The sequence below is a fragment of the Pseudomonas fluorescens HK44 genome (genome assembly GCF_000217955.3).
Taxonomy (GTDB): domain Bacteria; phylum Pseudomonadota; class Gammaproteobacteria; order Pseudomonadales; family Pseudomonadaceae; genus Aquipseudomonas; species Aquipseudomonas fluorescens_AQ.
Genome location: NZ_AFOY02000008.1, coordinates 48853 through 65747 on the forward strand (window position 1 = coordinate 48853; position 16895 = coordinate 65747).

A 16895-nucleotide genomic window follows, 5' to 3' on the forward strand; every position below is an offset into this window, starting at 1 on the left:
TTGCTCGAAGAAAGCGATGGCCGCTTCGCGCCCAAGCGGGAGCAAGCTCCCTCGCCACAGGGTTGTGTTAGAACAGGCGCGAAAGCAGGGCGGTGACAGCGGTTTCGACCCGCAGGATGCGGTCGCCGAGCTGTACCGGTTGCAGGCCGGCCTTGGTCAACAGGTCGACTTCGTAGGGGATCCAGCCGCCTTCGGGGCCGATGGCCAGGGTCACCGGTTCGTTCAGCCCGCGGGGGCAGGGCGGGTACTGGCCGGGGTGGCCGATCAGCCCAAGGGTGCCGTCGGCGATGGCCGGCAGGCGGTCTTCGACGAAGGGCTTGAAGCGCTTTTCGATGACGATCTCGGGCAGCACGCTGTCGCGAGCCTGTTCAAGACCGAGGATCAGTTGCTCGCGGATGGCCTCGGGTTCGAGGAACGGCGTCTGCCAGAAGCTCTTCTCGACCCGATAGCTGTTCACCAGCACGATTCGCGGCACACCCATGGCGGCCACTGTCTGGAACACTCGGCGCAGCATCTTCGGCCGTGGCAGGGCCAGCAGCAGGGTCAGCGGCAGCTTGGCCGGTGGTGGTTGGTCGAGGGTGACACGCAGCTCGGCTTCGTCGGCGTCCAGGCGCAGCAACTCAGCCGAGCCCATCAAGCCGCCGATACGCCCGACCCGCAGGCTGTCACCGACTGCCGCACGATGCACTTCCTGCATGTGGGTCAGCCGGCGATCACGCAGGATTACCCGGTCGGCCGCTATAAAATCGGCCTCTTCGAGGAGCAGCAGGTTCACGGTTGAGTCGCTGGCGGCTGGTCGTTGTGATCGTCCGCCGGCTGGTCATCCGCCGGTTTTTCGCGTTTGCTGACCAGGCTGCCAAACAGGATGCCGATCTCGAACAACAGCCACATCGGCACGGCCAGCAAGGTCTGCGAGAAGATGTCCGGCGGGGTCAGAATCATGCCGACCACGAAGCAGCCGATGACCACGTACGGGCGGATCTTCTTCAGGTATTTGACGTCGACCACGCCGATCCACACCAGTAGCACCACGGCCACCGGGATCTCGAACGCCACGCCGAAGGCGAAGAACAGCGTCATGACGAAATCCAGGTAACTGGTGATGTCGGTCATCATTTCCACGCCCGCCGGAGTGGCCGAGGCGAAGAACTTGAAGATCAGCGGGAACACCAGGAAGTAGGCGAACGCCATGCCGGTGTAGAACAGCAGGATGCTGGAGACCAGTAGCGGCACCGCGATGCGCTTTTCATGCTTGTACAGGCCCGGCGCGATGAAACCCCAGATCTGATGCAGGATCACCGGGATCGCCAGGAACAGCGAGACCATCATGGTCAGCTTCAACGGTGTCAGGAACGGCGAGGACACGTCGGTGGCAATCATCGTCGCGCCGGCCGGCAAGTATTGGCGCAGCGGAATCGAGACGAAGGTGTAGATCTGCTGGGTGAAGGCAAACAGCCCGGCGAAGATCAGGAAGATCGCCGCGACGCAGCGCAGCAGGCGAGTACGCAACTCGGTGAGGTGCGAAACCAGCGGCATGTGCTGGTCGGATTCCGGAATATCGCTCATGGGGCTCGCGGCGGCAGTGTTGGGTCGTGGGGAGCCGGCGCAGTGGTTGCCGCCGCAGGAGTAACAGGCGCTGTCGGTGGTGCGGCAACGACCGCTGGAGGCGGCTCGACCGGTGTTGTGACAGCCGCAGTTTCGGCAACAGGCGCAGGCGCCTGGACCGTCTGCTCGGCTACCGTCTCGACTGGTGTCGGCTGCTGGGCTGGATTGAGGATTTTACGGGCCTCTTGTTCCAGCGACAGAATGTGCTCGTTGTGCAGTTGCCGGCGAATCTCGTCGGCTCCGATTTCACGTTCAACTTCCTGTTTGATCGCGTTAAAGCTGCGTTTCAGGCGTCCGATCCACAGGCCGGCGGTGCGCGCAGCGCCCGGCAGACGCTCGGGGCCCAGCACCAGCAGGGCAACGAGACCGACAAGCAGCAGTTCAGAGAAGCTGATACCGAACATTAGTCTGTGCTCACGAGTCTTTGCGGGTCGGCTCTTCGACTTTATGGGCCTGCACGTCGATGGTGTGCGGCTCCTTCAGGGTCGAGGCCTGTGGCTGCACCGGCGTTGTTGGCTGTGCAGTGGTCGGCGGTACACCGGGCTCGGCAGGCTTCTCTTCGTCGTTCATGGCTTTGCGAAAGCCCTTGATCGTTTCGCCGACATCGGTGCCGAGGTTTTTCAGTTTTTTGGTGCCGAATACCAGTACGACGACAATCAGGATGACGATCCAGTGTTTCCAGTCAAAAATGCCCATGTTGCTGCTCCTCTCTAATAGTTATTCAGGCGGACGGGCGCGAGGCTTTCTCGACGTGACCGGACAGGCCGAAGCGGCGGTCCAGCTCATCGAGGACAGCCTGTGGATGCTGCCCCAGTTGGGCGAGCATGACCATACTATGGAACCACAGGTCAGCGGTTTCGTAGATTACATCACTGCAATCTCCGCTGATGGCGGCGTCTTTGGCGGCAATGATCGTCTCGACCGATTCCTCGCCGACTTTTTCCAGAATCTTGTTCAAGCCCTTGTGATAGAGGCTGGCGACATAAGAGCTGTCGGCGGCAGCGCCTTTACGCTCTTCCAGCACTTGGGCCAGACGGGTCAGGGTGTCAGTCATGTTTGTGGTCCGAATAGATGGCGTGCGGGTCTTTCAAGACCGGGTCGACGGTTTTCCAGTCGCCGTTCTCATAGACGCGGTAGAAGCAGCTTTGGCGGCCGGTATGACAGGCGATGTCGCCGATTTGCTCGACCATCAGAATGATCACGTCGGCGTCACAGTCCAGGCGCATCTCATGCAGTTTTTGCACGTGACCGGACTCTTCGCCCTTGCGCCACAGTTTGCCACGCGAGCGTGACCAGTAGATGGCGCGGTTCTCGGCGGCGGTCAGTTCCAGCGCTTCGCGGTTCATCCAGGCCATCATCAGCACGCGCCCGGTTTTATGATCCTGGGCGATCGCCGGCACCAGGCCGTCGCTATCCCATTTGATCTCGTCCAGCCAATCTTTCATCTTCGACTCCGACAGCGGGCTCGACACTTCAGTAGTGGAACCCTGGCGTTGAAACAGTGTGCCAGTGCGCGGCCCAACTGGCTATCGTCGAACGATCAGATACAAGCCGACGGCCACCATGATTGCGCCGGGCCAATGGCCGAGTCCGTCCAGAGGGCCGCCGGCCAGCAGGATCGCACCGCCCGCCAGATGCGCGGTGCCCAGCAGGCGCAGGAACCAGTCGTCCGAGCGGCGATGCCAGGCCGGTGGCGGGTTTACGGCGTGCGGCTGCGACAGGCGATCGAGCAGGTCACGGGTCATGTTGGCCAAGTGCGGCAGTTGCTCGACCTGGTTGTGCAGGTTGCCGAGCAAGGTTTTCGGGCTGACGCGCTCGCGCATCCAGCGTTCGAGGAACGGTTGCGCGGTATTCCACAGGTCCAGTTCCGGGTACAGCTGGCGGCCGAGGCCTTCGATGTTGAGCAGGGTTTTCTGCAAAAGAACCAATTGCGGCTGCACTTCCATGTTGAAGCGCCGAGCCGTCTGGAACAGGCGCATCAACACTTGACCGAAGGAAATATCCTTTAGCGGTTTTTCGAAGATCGGCTCGCACACTGTACGGATTGCCGCTTCGAATTCGTTGAGTTTGGTTTCTGCCGGCACCCAACCCGAATCGATGTGCAATTGGGCGACGCGGCGATAGTCGCGCTTGAAAAAGGCGAACAGGTTGCGTGCCAGATAGTCCTGGTCTTCAGGCGTCAGGCTGCCGACGATCCCGCAGTCGATTGCAATGTACTGCGGGCTCCACGGCTGCACGGTGCTGACGAAGATGTTGCCGGGGTGCATGTCGGCGTGGAAGAAGCTGTCGCGGAACACCTGGGTGAAGAAGATCTCTACGCCACGTTCAGCGAGCATTTTCATGTCGGTGCGCTGGTCGGCGAGGGTCGCCAGGTCCGTGACCTGAATCCCGTAGATACGCTCCATCACCAACACTTTTGGTCGGCACCAGTCCCAGTAGACCTGCGGCACGTACAGCAGCGGCGAGCCGTCGAAGTTGCGCCTCAACTGGCTGGCATTAGCCGCTTCGCGCAGCAAGTCGAGTTCGTCGAAGATGGTCTTTTCGTAGTCGCTGACCACTTCCACCGGGTGCAGCAGGCGGGCGTCGGCGGAGAGTTTTTCTGCCGCGCGGGCGAGGATGAACAGCCAGGCCAGGTCTTGCGCGATGACGGGCTTAAGACCCGGGCGTATGACCTTGACCACCACTTCTTCGCCGCTTTTCAACTGCGCCGCATGGACTTGCGCCACCGAAGCCGAAGCCAGTGGCTCGATGTCGAATCGGCTGAACACATCGCCGATTTTCTTGCCCAGCTGTTCTTCGATCAGCTTGACCGCTACCTGCGAGTCAAACGGTGGCACACGGTCCTGCAGCAGCATCAGCTCATCGGCGATGTCTTCGGGCAGCAGGTCGCGGCGGGTCGAAAGAATTTGTCCGAACTTGATGAAAATCGGTCCCAGGTCCTGCAAGGCCAGCCGCAGGCGCGCACCCCGGCTCAGGTCCAGGGTTTTACGCGGAAACCAGCGCCACGGCAGCGCATAACGCAGCCCCAGCAGGAACCACGGCAGTGGCAGGGCGAACAGCAGGTCATCGAGGCGGTAGCGGATCACGACGCGCTGGATGCGCAACAAACGGCGGACGGCAAGCAGCTTCATGCGTTATCGCTTGAATCAAGGGATCGGGAAAGACGCTCGAAGCGCGCCTCAAGACGTTCCAGATCAAGTTTGATCTGGTCCAGTTCACTAAACCGCGCTTCGGCTTCGCGCTGGCCGACGAGGGCGCGCGATTCTTCGGCGAGGTATTCGGCAAGATTCTGGTTCAGGCTGGCAAAACCTTGCTGATACCAGCGTGCGCGGCTGCGCAAGTGACCGCCCAGCAGTTGCGTGGCGACCGGGCCGAGCCAGCGCGAGAGTTCGTATTCCCAGTCCAGCTCCAGGTCCTGAAGGACCGACGCCAGCGCCAGCAGCACGCCGCTGTCGCCGTCGAGTTCAACGTCAGGGCCATGCAGGACCGCCGTCTTGTCCTTGCTCAGGGCCAGCTTGAGCAGGCTGGCCGCCGGTGCGCGCAAGGTGCAGTCGGCATCCGCGGCCCAGTGCGCGGCCAGCATCAGGCCTTCGTCGCTGGGCACAATGAACATCTGCAACGCCGGGCTGCGGCAATCGACGGCAATCACCTTGCCGTTCAACGGCGCCAGGCGCGGCAGCGCCGTGCTGTCGAGCCGCAGCACCCGGTTGAGGCCGAGTTCGACGCTGGCGAGCAGGCCGGCGAGCAACATCAGGGTTTGATGCCGCGGTGCAGGGCGACGATGCCTGCGGTCATGTTGTGGTAGGTCACGCGGTCGAAACCGGCGTCGACCATCATCGACTTCAGGGTTTCCTGATTCGGATGCATGCGGATCGATTCGGCCAGGTAGCGATAGCTTTCCGAGTCATTGGTGATCAGCTTGCCCATCAACGGCATGAAGGCGAACGAGTAGGCGTCGTAGGCCTTGGACATCAGCGCGTTGGTCGGTTTGGAGAACTCCAGCACCAGCAAGCGCCCGCCCGGCTTGAGCACCCGCAGCATGGAGCGCAGGGCGTCTTCCTTGTGGGTGACGTTGCGCAGGCCGAACGCGATGGTCACGCAGTCGAAGTGGTTGTCCGGGAACGGCAGCTTTTCAGCATCGGCCTGAACGAACTCGACGTTGCCGGCTACGCCAAGATCCAGCAGGCGGTCACGACCGACCTTGAGCATGGACTCGTTGATGTCGGCGAGCACGACCTGGCCGGTCGGACCGACAAGGTGCGAGAATTTTCTGGTCAGGTCGCCGGTGCCGCCGGCGATGTCCAGCACGCGGTTGCCGGTGCGAACGCCCGACAGTTCGATCGCGAAACGCTTCCACAGACGGTGCATGCCGCCCGACAGGAGGTCGTTCATCAGGTCGTATTTGGCGGCTACCGAGTGGAAAACCTCAGCGACTTTTTCCGCTTTCTGGCTTTCCGGAACGTTTTTGAAGCCGAAGTGAGTGGTGGGTTCGGCATCGCTGCCTTTGCGCTGATCAGTCATATCGCTGTCACCAAAAGAGAATGCGCGACATTCTAATCCCGCAGGGATGCTTTGTCTTGGCAAGGCTGAAGGTAAGATAGGCAACCGCCCGGACGTTTTGACGCAGCAGGGGTCAGAATGCTTGAGGCAAGTCCCGATAAAACAGGAGTCATTCAGTGGCCCATATTAGTGTTGAGCGTACCCATGGCCTGGGTAAGGAAGCAGCCCGCGAGAAGGCTGACAAACTGGCGGAAAAACTGGCGGCGCAATATGGACTGGAACCTCAGTGGTCGGGCGACACCCTGAACCTCAAGCGTCCCGGGGTCAAAGGTGCGGTTTATGTAGGCGACACCTCGATCAGGGTCGATGTCGAACTCGGCCTGTTGATGTCAGCCATGAGCGGCACCATCAAGTCGGAAATCGAAAGAGCCCTCGATAAAGCGCTGGTCTGATCGCCCTTGTTTTTGTAGGAGCAAGGCTTGCCCGCGAGGCGGTATACCAGGCACACCACGTTATCGTTCATCGCGAGCAAGCTTTGCTCCTACAGGTTTGAGGCACCACCCAATTGTTGCGGTTGTTAGGGTGCCGTTTCTAATTTTTCTCACTACGTTGTGCCTGAGCCCGACGCTTGACGGGCAGTTCCTCAAACCTTCTGCGCGTGAGGTGCACCATGGCCAAAGTTACTTTGAAGAAAAAAACTGACGTTCAGCCGACTGCGTTGAACGAAGTGAAATCCTATGCCCGCAAGATCTGGCTGGCAGGCCTGGGTGCCTACACCAAGGTCGGTCAGGAAGGCAGCGAGTACTTTCAGGAGTTGATCAAGGCTGGTCAAACTGTTGAAAAGAAAGGCAAAAAGGTAGTTGCCGAGAAGCTTGAAGCGGCCAATGCCGAGATTGATGAAGCCAAGAGTGAAGTCAGTACCTTCAAAGGCAAAGTCGAAGTTCAGCTCGATAAAGTCGAGAAGGCGTTCGACACGCGTGTCGCAAGTGCCTTGAATCGTATCGGCATTGCGTCTAAACATGACGTTGAGACACTCTCTGCCAAGCTCGATGAGCTGACGGCATTGCTCGAACGCGTCGCGCGTAAACATTAAGGAGAACGGGATGGCTGGTAAAAAGAACACCGAGAAAGAAGGCAGCTCGTGGATTGGGAAAGTTGAAGACTACTCCCGCAAAATCTGGCTTGCTGGTTTAGGCGTGTACTCGAAGATCGACACTGACGGCAGCAAACTCTTCGAGTCACTGGTTAAAGATGGCGAGAAAGCCGAGAAGCTCACCAAGAGCGCTGTCGGCAAAACTGTCGACGCTGCCAAAGACTCTGCTCAATCGGCCAAGTCGCGTATCAGTGGTGTCAAGGATCGTGCGCTGGGCAAGTGGGACGAACTGGAAGGGGCTTTCGACAAGCGTCTGAACAGCGCCATTTCGCGTCTTGGCGTGCCAAGCCGCAATGAAGTCAAAGCGCTGCACAGCAAGGTCGATACCCTGACCAAGCAAATCGAAAAACTCACCGGTGCCAAGGTTGCGCCTGTTGCCGCTAAAACGGCAGCAGCCAAACCAGCCACTAAAACTGCCGCCAAACCCCTGGTCAAAGCTGCCGCAAAACCGGCTGCCAAACCAGCGGCTAAAGCGCCAGCCAAAACCGCGGCAGCCAAACCTGCAGCCAAACCGGCTGCTGCTAAAGCCGCCGCCAAGCCTGCTGCAGCGAAGAAGCCGGCAGCCAAAAAGCCTGCTGCCCCGAAAGCGGCCGCACCGAAACCGGCAGTGGCCGCCGCCAAGCCGGCAGCACCGGTCAGCCCGGCGAACTCCGCCGCGGCGCCAACCCCTGCTGTGACCCCGACTGTAGCGCCAACCCCATCGGCGCCAACCAGTCAGTCCTGATTAACCCAGGACACACAAAAACGCCCGGCCTGCGAAGGTCGGGCGTTTTTGTTTGTGCTGAATGCATTCTCGAAAACACCACAGTTCAATAATGAAATGGCTACCCCCGCCGCCCCCTGTGATCGCCCACTAAGCTTTCGCAGGGGGCTCATCGGAGACCGTTGCCATGAACAAAGTAGCTATTGCCGCCATCGATCTGGGAAAACACTCTTTCCATCTACACGCGCAAGATGATCGTGGTCATGAGCTTTACCGCAAAAAGTTTACTCGTGCGGCGCTCATGCAGCACCTGATGAATCTCGAACCCTGCACCGTTGTGATGGAAGCCTGCGGCGGAGCCCACTTCATGGCGCAGGAGGTCGCGAAGCTGGGACATACGCCCAAGCTCATTGCCCCGCATCTCGTACGCCCTTACGTGAAAAGCAACAAAAACGACTTCGCTGATGCCGAGCGATCTGCGAGGCGGCGACTCGTCCAACAATGCGCTTTGTACACCCCAAAACCCAGGCTCAGCAGCTGCTGGCCATGCTCAACTCGACACGCGATTCGTTCATCAAAGAGCGCACCGCGACCGTCAATCGGATTCACGCAGCGCTTTTGGAGGTCGGCGTCAGTCTGGCCACAGGCTTCAAGCCCATCAAAGAACTGCCCGCTCGGCTTGAAGCGAGTTCAATTCCTGTGCCCATCAAAAAACTTCTGACGAGGTTGCAGGAGCACTTCACCTATCTGGATGGGCAGATCAAGACGCTGGACAAGGAAGTGGAATGCCAGGCCGCCGAAGATGATCTGGCGGCTCGTTTGATGACCATGCCCTGCGTAGGCCCGATCACCTCCAGCGTCCTGGCTGCCGAATTGGGCGATGGCAAGCAGTTCAAATGCGGCCGAGGCTATTCGGCCTCAATCGGGCTGATACCCAAACAGCATTCTACGGGCGGCAAGACCGTCCTGCTGGGCATCAGCAAGCGAGGTGATCGCAACCAGCGGCGCCTGCTTGTCCAATGTGCCCGTGTTTACCTGATGCAACTGGACCGACAGAAAGGCTGGCTGGCGGACTGGGTCCGGCAGCTATTGGCCCACCATCACTCCAACCATGTGGTCTGCGCGCTGGCCAACAAGCTGGCAAGGATCGCCTGGGCGATTGCTGGCCCACCACACTGAATTTGATGCAGGGCCAACCGCGATGAACGCCTGACCCTGCTGTCACCCGAGCACCACCCACCTGGTTTTGCGATGCTGGATAACAGATGACGTGAACGGCTAACCGGCCTGACGACAACCCTGAGCTCCCACACGGCTGAAAGGCCGTTCGAATAATTAGGATCGTTAGGCATCGATTCTCATCGAGGCGCGGGGTTGCCACCCCACACAGACGCCGGATAGATGAAAGCAAGCCAAACACGCATCAAAAACAGTATTGCAGAAAAGGGGGTAACCATAGATGTGGGAGCGAGCCTGCTCGCGATAGCGATCTAACAGTCAACATCAGTGTTGAATGTGATGGCCCCATCGCGAGCAGGCTCGCTCCCACACTGGATTTTCGTCGCATAAATATCGGGTTATTCGTGTTCTTCCAGATACTGCAACGCCAGCTGCTCGGTTGCGAGTTTCGCCGACGGCGGCAGGTGCGGCGCCACCAGCATCATGATCTGGTAGACCACCACTCGCACTTCGCCTTCGCGATCGAGAATCCGCTGATAGTCCAGGGAAAACAGCAAGGTCATGGTGATCTGTTCCACCAGTTGCCCGAGTGCCTGGGTATCGCTGACCAGTTGCCCCTGAGCCTTCAACTGCGCCAGTAACGAGGCCAGTGTACGCTTGAGGGCATTGAGCAGATTACGGATGCCCTTGGCCAGTTTCGGCAAGCGTCCGGCCAGGTTCGACAGGTCCTGAAACAGAAAGCGGTAGTGCGCCAGGCGTTCGACGATCAGGTGCAGGAACAGCCAGTAATCCTCGGGTGCCAGTTGCACGTCCGACGGCGGATCGAGCAACGGCGTCAATTCGCCCTGAAAGCGCTCGAACAACCCTAGAATCAGCGGCTCCTTGCCATGAAAGTGGTAGTAGAGGTTGCCGGGGCTGATCCCCAGCTCATTGGCAACTTCCATGGTAGAGACATTTGGCTCGCCCTTTTGGTTGAACAACTGCAGGGCACATTCAAGAATCCGGTCGCGGGTTTTCATCCAGTCTTCTTAGTGATTCGTCAGGCCACGGCCGACACTTCAGGCCGTGGCGCGGGGAGAGTTCAGCGTACGCGCACGTAAGTGCCTGGCGCCGCCTCCATTGGTGGATAGTTCTGGTTACCAAGGGCCATCAGCGTTTCGCGCTGAGTGCCGGAACGTTCCTGAATCCAGCTCAGCCACTGGTTCCACCAACTGCCGTCGACGTGTTTGGCGTCGTAGTACCAGGCCCGTGGATCGCTGCTCAGTTTCGGGCTCTCGACGTAGTTGGCCTTGGGGTTGCCCGGTGGGTTGAGAATGCTCTGCACGTGGCCGCTGTTGGACAGCACGAAGCGCCGCTCACCGCCCAGCAGCAGTGTCGAGCGGTACACCGCATCCCAAGGCGTGATGTGGTCGTTGATCCCGGCGACGCTGAAGCTGTCGACGTTGACTTTCTGCAAGTCGATCGGCGTGCCGCAGACCTCCAGTCCGCCAGGATGGGTCAACGGGTTGTGCTTGAAGAAGTCCAGCAGGTCGCCGTGGAAGGCGGCCGGCAGGCGCGTGTTGTCGTTGTTCCAGTAGAGAATGTCGAAGGCTGGCGGCTCTTTACCCAGCAGGTAGTTGTTGACCCAGTAGTTCCAGATCAGGTCGTTGGGGCGCATCCAGGCAAAGACCTTGGCCATGTCGCGACCTTCGAGTACACCTTTCTGATAGGAGCGACGCTTGGCCGCTTCGAGGGTTTGTTCGTCGGCAAACAGGGTTGCCGGGCTTTCCAGTTCACTGTCGAGCAGGCTCACCAGATAGGTCGCGCTCGAGACCCGACGCAGTTGCCGCTTGGCTTGCAGATGTCCTTGCAGGGCGGCGATGGTCAGGCCGCCGGCGCAGGCGCCCATCAGGTTGACCTCGCGGCTGCCGCTGATCGCCCGGCAGACATTCAGCGCTTCTTCCAGGGCCTCGACGTAACTCGACAGGCCCCATTCGCGATGACGGACATCCGGGTTGCGCCAACTGACCATGAACACCTGCAGACCGTTTTTCAGCGCGAACTGGACGAAGCTGTTGTGCGGGCTCAAGTCGAAAATGTAGTACTTGTTGATCTGCGGGGGTACCACCAGCAGCGGCCTCGCGTACTGCTTTTCGCTCATCGGCTTGTACTGCATCAGCTCCAGCAGTTCGTTGCGAAACACCACGGCACCGGTGGTGGTGGCAACCGTTTTGCCGACTTCGAAGGCGTGCTTGGTCACCTGGCTGGGCAGGCCATTGTTGTGCATCAGATCGTCGAACAGATGGCTGAGACCGCGCACCAGACTTTGGCCGCCGGAGTTGAACAGCTCCTTGATCGCCAGTGGGTTGAGTAAGGTGTTGGATGGCGAGACCGCGTCGTTGAGCAGGGTAAAGGCAAAGTGCGCGCGTGCACGGTCATCGGCGGGCAGGCCGCTTTCATCGATCCATTTTTTGATCTGCTTCTGCCAGCTCAGGTAAGCCTGAAGGCTGCGTCGATAAAACGGATTGAGCGCCCAGCTCGGGTCGGCGAAGCGGCTGTCCGAGGGGTTGGGCTGGTGCAGGGTCTCGCCCAGTAGTACCCGGCCCAGTTGCCCACCCAAGGCCAGTGCGTGTTTGGCACTTTGTACCGGGTGGCGCAAGCCATGGGCGGCGACGCTGCGCAGAGTCGAAAACAGATCCCGGCCGCGCAGACCGGTGATCGCACTCTGGGCGTTGATGAGTGCGGCGGGTGGGGGAAAGGCGCCCGGCGCTTTTTTGTCTCGCATGAGTCAACACTCCTTCGTCAAGCCAACAACAAGTACGTCAATTGCGAATAGACACCATAGTCGCTTCCGGCCTCCCTTGCGGTTTTCGACACGCCTGCCCACATACGCAGTACGTTACGTGCCGCCGAATGACCCCGGGTGCGGATGCATCACCGCCCGTTGGCGTTCTTCCTGGAGAAATTTCATGATGATCGGAGCGACGGCTTCAGCCCGAGTGATCAGGAATAAATGGCCGTCGTCGATTATGTGTAGCTGGGCATTGGGAATACGCCAGGCGAGTATCCGCATATTGATCAGCGGAATGAGCGGGTCATCATCACCGGCCAGCACCAGGGTCGGCTGATTGATTTTGTGCAGCCAGTGAATACTGGTCCATCCCAGGCCCGCGAATAGCTGCCAGTAGTAGCCAAGTTTGCCGGCCGAACGCACTTTGCTCGCGTGCTCTGCCGCGAGGTTCGGATCACGGCGGAACGAACCACCGTAAATCAGCGGCGCAATGCGAATCACGTGGGATGGCTGGATGTAGCGTCTGGGGCTGGCCATCATCCACAGCACTTTCGGTTTGCCCGGCACCATCACCATGCCCGCCGCTGTGGCTGCCAACACCAGCTTCTTGCAGCGCTCGGGGTAGTCGAAGGCGAACTGTTGGGCGAGTGCCCCGCCCCACGAAACACCGACCACGTTGACTTGCCCGTAATCGAGGTAATCGAGCATCCGTGCGGTCAGCTTGGCCAGGCCGGGAAAGCGGTAAGGGTGGGTAGGCGTCGATGAGCCGCCGACACCGGGGACGTCGAAGGCGATCACTTCCAGGTCCGGGTCAAGCGCCTGGACGAACGGAAACACCAGCTCCAGGTTGGCGCCGATGCCATTGAAAATCAGCAAGGGCGTCAAGTGAGGCTTGCCAGGGCGTACTGCGGTACGGATGGTTTGCCCATCCAGGTCGACAGTACGAAATATGAACGGATGCGGCATGCTTCAGGCCCTGTGGGTCGATGTCTCATTTTCATTGTGGGAGCGAGCCTGCTCGCGATGACGGCGGCACATTCAACCCTTTTGTTGGTTGTGACACCGCTATCGTGAGCAGGCTCGCTCCCACATGTGTCAGTTAACGTTCATGCACATAGGTCCCCGGTGATGCCTCACCTGCTGCATAAGTCTTGTTGCCGAGTACGGTCGGGGCTTTTTTCAGCTTGCCCGAACGCTCGGCCTGCCAGGCCTGCCAGTGCAGCCACCAGGAGTCAGTGTGCTTGGTTGAGTTTTCCAGCCAGTCGTTGGCATGGACCGGCATGACGGTGCTGGTCATGTAACGGGATTTCGGGTTGCCCGGCGGGTTCAGAATGCTCTGGATATGGCCGCTGCTGGACAACACGAATTCGACCTTGCCACCAAACAACTGCGCCGATTTGTAGCAGGACTTCCACGGTGTGATGTGGTCGTTGGTGCCTGCCAGGGAATAGACGTCTGCCGTGACCTGCTTGAGGTCGATCGGCGTGCCGCACACTTCCAGTGCATCGGCGCGGATCAGCGGGTTGTTTTTGAACAGTTCGATCAGGTCGCCGTGGAACGCCGCAGGCAGGCGGGTGGTGTCGTTGTTCCAGAACAGAATGTCGAAGACTGGCGGTTCGTTGCCCAACAGGTAGTTGTTGACCCAGTAGTTCCAGATCAGGTCATTGGGGCGCATCCAGGCGAAGACCTTGGCCATGTCGCGACCTTCGAGCACGCCGGCCTGATAGGAGTGACGCTTGGCGGCTTCCAGGGTTTGCTCGTCGACGAACAGCGCGACCTGGGAATCAAGGGTGGTATCAAGCACGCTGACCAGCAGCGTCAGGGCGTTGACCTTCTTCTCGCCGATCGCCGCGTAGTGGCCCAGCAGTGCGGTGCAGGTGATGCCGCCGGAGCAGGCGCCGAGCATGTTCACGTCTTTGCTGCCGGTGATCGCGGTGACCACATCGACCGCTTCCTTGAGCGCTTCGATGTAGGTCGACAAACCCCATTCACGTTGGGCCTTGGTCGGGTTGCGCCAGCTGACGATAAAGGTCTGCACATTGTTGCGCAGGCAGAAGCGCGCGAGGCTTTTGTCCGGACTCAGGTCGAAAACGTAGAACTTGTTGATCTGTGGTGGAACGACCAGCAGTGGGCGTTCGTGCACTTGTTCAGTGATTGGCCGGTACTGGATCAGTTCCAGCACATCGTTGCGGAAAACCACCGCGCCTTCAGTGGTGCCCAGGCTTTTGCCGACTTCGAAGGCGCCCATGTTGACCTGGCTCGGCATGCCGCCGTTGTGCACCAGATCCTTGGCCAGATGCGAGAGGCCATCGAGCAGGCTTTTGCCGCCGGTTTCGAAGAAGCGTTTGACGGCAGCAGGGTTGGCCGCGCTGTTGGTCGGGGCCATGGCTTCGGTCATCAGGTTGATCACGAAGTGCGCGCGGCTGATGTCCTGATCGGACAGGTTGCTTTCGCCAATCCAGTCGTGGAGTTCCTTGCGCCACGCCAGGTAGGTTTGCAAATAACGTTTATAGAGCGGGTTCTGACTCCACGCCGGATCGTTGAAACGACGGTCATCGCTTTCCGGTTGCAGCTCGGATCTACCGAGCATCACGTTCTTGAGCACAATGCCAAAATGCGCGACATGCTTGACGCTGTGAATGGGTTGTTTGATGGCCTGGGTCAGCACCATGCGGGCAGAGGTAAGCAGATCCTTTCGACGCAAGCCGATGACCGGGTTAAGCCCAAGGGTGTTTTCCGAGGCTTGATATTTCAGGTCATCGTTATTCTTGTTACTCATCTACGACGCTCCATTGTCCTGAGGCGAGTACCTGAGTGCTGCTGTGTAGTTACACAGCAAATGCCGGGTACACGCTCGGGTGACCGTTAATTGTACATCGCTGACTTTTTAGTTCAGGGGGGTGCGTTGCACAGAACTTGCCAGATCCATTGGTTACCCGAGTTTAATTTTTTTCGCAAGCAGGCCGATGCTCGGCACCGCAGCCCAGCATTCAAACAGATGAAATTAGAAAATGCCCTCTAAAGAGCGCGAGCCTTGAGCTAGAGCATCAGCTTGACGATAGACTCGTTTGGATCGCGGGTCTTTCCGGCGGCTTTGAGCTCGGCAAGATAATCGTCCCAGAGTGCGTCATATCGTCGCGCCAACTGATAGAGATATTCCCAGGTGAACAGACCGCTGTCGTGGCCGTCATCAAAGGTCAATTTCAGTGCGTACTGACCGGCCGGTTCTACTTTATCCAGGCCTACGCCGATCTTGCCAAATTGAAGGATGGGTTTGCCGTGGCCCTGGACCTCGGCGGAAGGAGAGTGCACGCGCAAGAATTCCGCGCTCAGGTGATAGACCTCATCGGGCGCGTATTGCAGCTCCAGGGTTTTCGAGGCTTTGTGCAGTTTGATTGCGCTGGGGAGTTTGCTCGTCATGGGGCCGGTCGTCCGTCATTGTGAGGGCCCTGTGTCGGCGGGTGATCCTGTGGCGAGGGAGCTTGCTCCCGCTCGGCTGCGCAGCAGTCGTAAACCCGGCGAATGGGGTCTGCCTGATAGACCGCATTCACTGATTTTGGGGTCGCTTCGCGACCCAGCGGGAGCAAGCTCCCTCGCCACAGAGGCCCGCTCACACAGAAAGTGACCTACAGGATATAACGGGACAGGTCTTCGTTCTGCGCCAATTCGCCGAGGTGGCTGTTGACGTAGTTCGCATCGATGCGGATCGGCTCTTCGCTGTGGGTGCTGGCCAGATCGCTGGCGCTGAACGACACCTCTTCGAGCAGGCGCTCGAGCAGGGTGTGCAGGCGACGGGCACCGATGTTCTCGGTCTTCTCGTTGACCTGCCAGGCGATCTCCGCCACACGCTTGATGCCGTCCGGCAGGAACTCGATGGTCACGCCTTCGGTTTTCAGCAGGGCGCAATACTGCTCGGTGAGCGAGGCATGCGGCTCGCTGAGGATGCGCTCGAAGTCTTCCGGCGTGAGGGCCTTGAGTTCGACGCGGATCGGCAGGCGACCTTGCAGCTCGGGCACCAGATCGCTTGGCTTGCTCAGGTGGAACGCACCGGAAGCGATGAACAGGATGTGGTCGGTCTTGACCATGCCCAGTTTGGTGTTGACCGTGCAGCCTTCGATCAGCGGCAGCAAGTCGCGCTGTACGCCTTCGCGGGACACATCGATGCCGCCGGAATTGCCACGCTTGGCGACCTTGTCGATTTCGTCGATAAACACAATGCCATGCTGCTCGACCGCTTCCAGGGCCTTGGCCTTGAGCTCTTCGTCATTGACCAGGCGGCTGGCTTCTTCGTCGCGCACCAGTCTCAGCGCTTCCTTGACCTTGAGCTTGCGGCTCTTGCGCGTGCCCTTGCCCATGTTGGCAAACAGGCTCTGCAGCTGGTTGGTCATTTCTTCCATGCCCGGTGGCGCGGAGATATCGACGCCGGACACTTCGGCGACTTCGATTTCGATCTCCTTGTCATCCAGCTGACCTTCGCGCAGGCGCTTGCGGAACAGTTGGCGGGTGTTGGAATCCTGGGCGGGCGCGGAGTCTTCGTTGCTGAAGCCCATGCGTGCCGGTGGCAGCAATGCATCGAGGATGCGCTCTTCGGCGGCATCTTCGGCGCGATGGCGAACCTTGACCATTTCCTGTTCGCGCAGCAGCTTGATCGCGGCATCGGCGAGGTCGCGAATGATCGACTCGACGTCACGGCCGACATAGCCGACCTCGGTGAACTTGGTCGCTTCAACCTTGATGAACGGCGCGTTGGCGAGTTTGGCCAGGCGACGGGCGATTTCGGTTTTACCGACACCGGTCGGGCCGATCATCAGAATGTTCTTGGGCGTTACTTCAACGCGCAGCTCTTCAGGCAGTTGCATCCGGCGCCAGCGGTTACGCAGGGCGATGGCGACGGCGCGCTTGGCATCGTCCTGGCCGATGATATGGCGACTGAGTTCATGGACGATTTCGCGGGGAGTCATTGGCATAGTAATTGGCGGTCCTCA

General features: G+C 59.5%; 18 protein-coding genes and 1 pseudogene. 4 read left to right on the top strand and 15 right to left on the bottom strand.

The features are described from left to right. Positions 1-67 precede the first annotated feature (67 nt). The 9 genes from HK44_RS06795 to ubiE form a co-directional block, all read right to left on the bottom strand. Positions 68-775, bottom strand: coding sequence for a 16S rRNA (uracil(1498)-N(3))-methyltransferase (locus HK44_RS06795; RefSeq protein WP_019691351.1), 708 nt, complete (start codon positions 773-775; stop codon positions 68-70). Continuing rightward, complete coding sequence (tatC, locus tag HK44_RS06800) at positions 772-1566, bottom strand: twin-arginine translocase subunit TatC (RefSeq protein WP_019691352.1); 795 nt, start codon at positions 1564-1566, stop codon at positions 772-774. The genes HK44_RS06795 and tatC overlap by 4 nt, the downstream gene beginning before the upstream one ends. Further along, positions 1563-2009, bottom strand: coding sequence for a Sec-independent protein translocase protein TatB (gene tatB, locus HK44_RS06805; RefSeq protein WP_019691353.1), 447 nt, complete (start codon positions 2007-2009; stop codon positions 1563-1565). The genes tatC and tatB overlap by 4 nt, the downstream gene beginning before the upstream one ends. Positions 2010-2019: 10 nt before the next feature. Beyond that, a complete protein-coding gene (locus tag HK44_RS06810; protein ID WP_019691354.1) occupies positions 2020-2301 on the bottom strand; it encodes a twin-arginine translocase TatA/TatE family subunit in 282 nt (93 codons plus the stop codon). 25 nt (positions 2302-2326) lie between these two features. Continuing rightward, a complete protein-coding gene (locus HK44_RS06815) occupies positions 2327-2659 on the bottom strand; it encodes a phosphoribosyl-ATP diphosphatase (RefSeq protein ID WP_018929162.1) in 333 nt (110 codons plus the stop codon). Then, entirely contained in the window at positions 2652-3050 is a 399-nt protein-coding gene (gene hisI, locus HK44_RS06820; RefSeq protein WP_019691355.1) for a phosphoribosyl-AMP cyclohydrolase, read from the bottom strand. Before hisI ends, HK44_RS06815 begins: the two co-directional genes overlap by 8 nt. 81 nt (positions 3051-3131) lie before the next feature. Beyond that, entirely contained in the window at positions 3132-4736 is a 1605-nt protein-coding gene (gene ubiB / locus HK44_RS06825) for a ubiquinone biosynthesis regulatory protein kinase UbiB (RefSeq protein ID WP_019691356.1), read from the bottom strand. Then, positions 4733-5356 carry a ubiquinone biosynthesis accessory factor UbiJ gene (locus tag HK44_RS06830; RefSeq protein WP_019691357.1) on the bottom strand — a complete coding sequence of 208 codons (624 nt, stop codon included), beginning with the start codon at positions 5354-5356 and terminating at the stop codon, positions 4733-4735. The genes ubiB and HK44_RS06830 overlap by 4 nt, the downstream gene beginning before the upstream one ends. Then, the gene (ubiE, locus tag HK44_RS06835) at positions 5356-6126 is read right to left on the bottom strand and encodes a bifunctional demethylmenaquinone methyltransferase/2-methoxy-6-polyprenyl-1,4-benzoquinol methylase UbiE (protein ID WP_019691358.1); all 771 of its coding nucleotides are present in this window, start codon (positions 6124-6126) and stop codon (positions 5356-5358) included. Before ubiE ends, HK44_RS06830 begins: the two co-directional genes overlap by 1 nt. Before the next feature lie 155 nt (positions 6127-6281). On the opposite strand from ubiE, the gene HK44_RS06840 reads away from it, so the two are divergent. The 4 genes and pseudogenes from HK44_RS06840 to HK44_RS06855 all read left to right on the top strand — a co-directional run bounded on the left by HK44_RS06840 (position 6282) and on the right by HK44_RS06855 (position 9174). Beyond that, positions 6282-6557 carry a polyhydroxyalkanoic acid system family protein gene (locus HK44_RS06840; protein ID WP_019691359.1) on the top strand — a complete coding sequence of 92 codons (276 nt, stop codon included), beginning with the start codon at positions 6282-6284 and terminating at the stop codon, positions 6555-6557. A gap of 218 nt (positions 6558-6775) precedes the next feature. After that, on the top strand, positions 6776-7198 hold the full coding sequence (locus tag HK44_RS06845; protein WP_019691360.1) for a phasin family protein: 423 nt from the start codon (positions 6776-6778) through the stop codon (positions 7196-7198). A 10-nt stretch (positions 7199-7208) separates the two neighbouring features. Next, the gene (locus HK44_RS06850) at positions 7209-7982 is read left to right on the top strand and encodes a phasin family protein (protein ID WP_019691361.1); all 774 of its coding nucleotides are present in this window, start codon (positions 7209-7211) and stop codon (positions 7980-7982) included. A 166-nt stretch (positions 7983-8148) separates the two neighbouring features. Further along, a pseudogene (locus HK44_RS06855) lies at positions 8149-9174 on the top strand (IS110 family transposase). A gap of 364 nt (positions 9175-9538) precedes the next feature. On the opposite strand, the gene HK44_RS06860 reads toward HK44_RS06855, so the two are convergent. The 6 genes from HK44_RS06860 to hslU form a co-directional block, all read right to left on the bottom strand. Then, a complete protein-coding gene (locus HK44_RS06860; RefSeq protein WP_019691362.1) occupies positions 9539-10159 on the bottom strand; it encodes a TetR/AcrR family transcriptional regulator in 621 nt (206 codons plus the stop codon). A gap of 62 nt (positions 10160-10221) precedes the next feature. Further along, positions 10222-11904, bottom strand: coding sequence for a class II poly(R)-hydroxyalkanoic acid synthase (phaC, locus tag HK44_RS06865; RefSeq protein WP_019691363.1), 1683 nt, complete (start codon positions 11902-11904; stop codon positions 10222-10224). A 114-nt stretch (positions 11905-12018) separates the two neighbouring features. Continuing rightward, entirely contained in the window at positions 12019-12876 is an 858-nt protein-coding gene (phaZ, locus tag HK44_RS06870) for a poly(3-hydroxyalkanoate) depolymerase (protein WP_019691364.1), read from the bottom strand. 133 nt (positions 12877-13009) lie between these two features. Further along, positions 13010-14689: a class II poly(R)-hydroxyalkanoic acid synthase gene (gene phaC / locus HK44_RS06875; protein ID WP_019691365.1), complete on the bottom strand. Its 1680-nt coding sequence runs from the start codon at positions 14687-14689 to the stop codon at positions 13010-13012. A gap of 260 nt (positions 14690-14949) precedes the next feature. Next, positions 14950-15330 (bottom strand): gamma-butyrobetaine hydroxylase-like domain-containing protein, encoded by a 381-nt coding sequence (locus tag HK44_RS06880; protein WP_019691366.1) that lies wholly within the window; start codon positions 15328-15330, stop codon positions 14950-14952. 206 nt (positions 15331-15536) lie between these two features. Next, entirely contained in the window at positions 15537-16877 is a 1341-nt protein-coding gene (hslU, locus tag HK44_RS06885; RefSeq protein WP_019691367.1) for an ATP-dependent protease ATPase subunit HslU, read from the bottom strand. Positions 16878-16895: the final 18 nt, after the last annotated feature.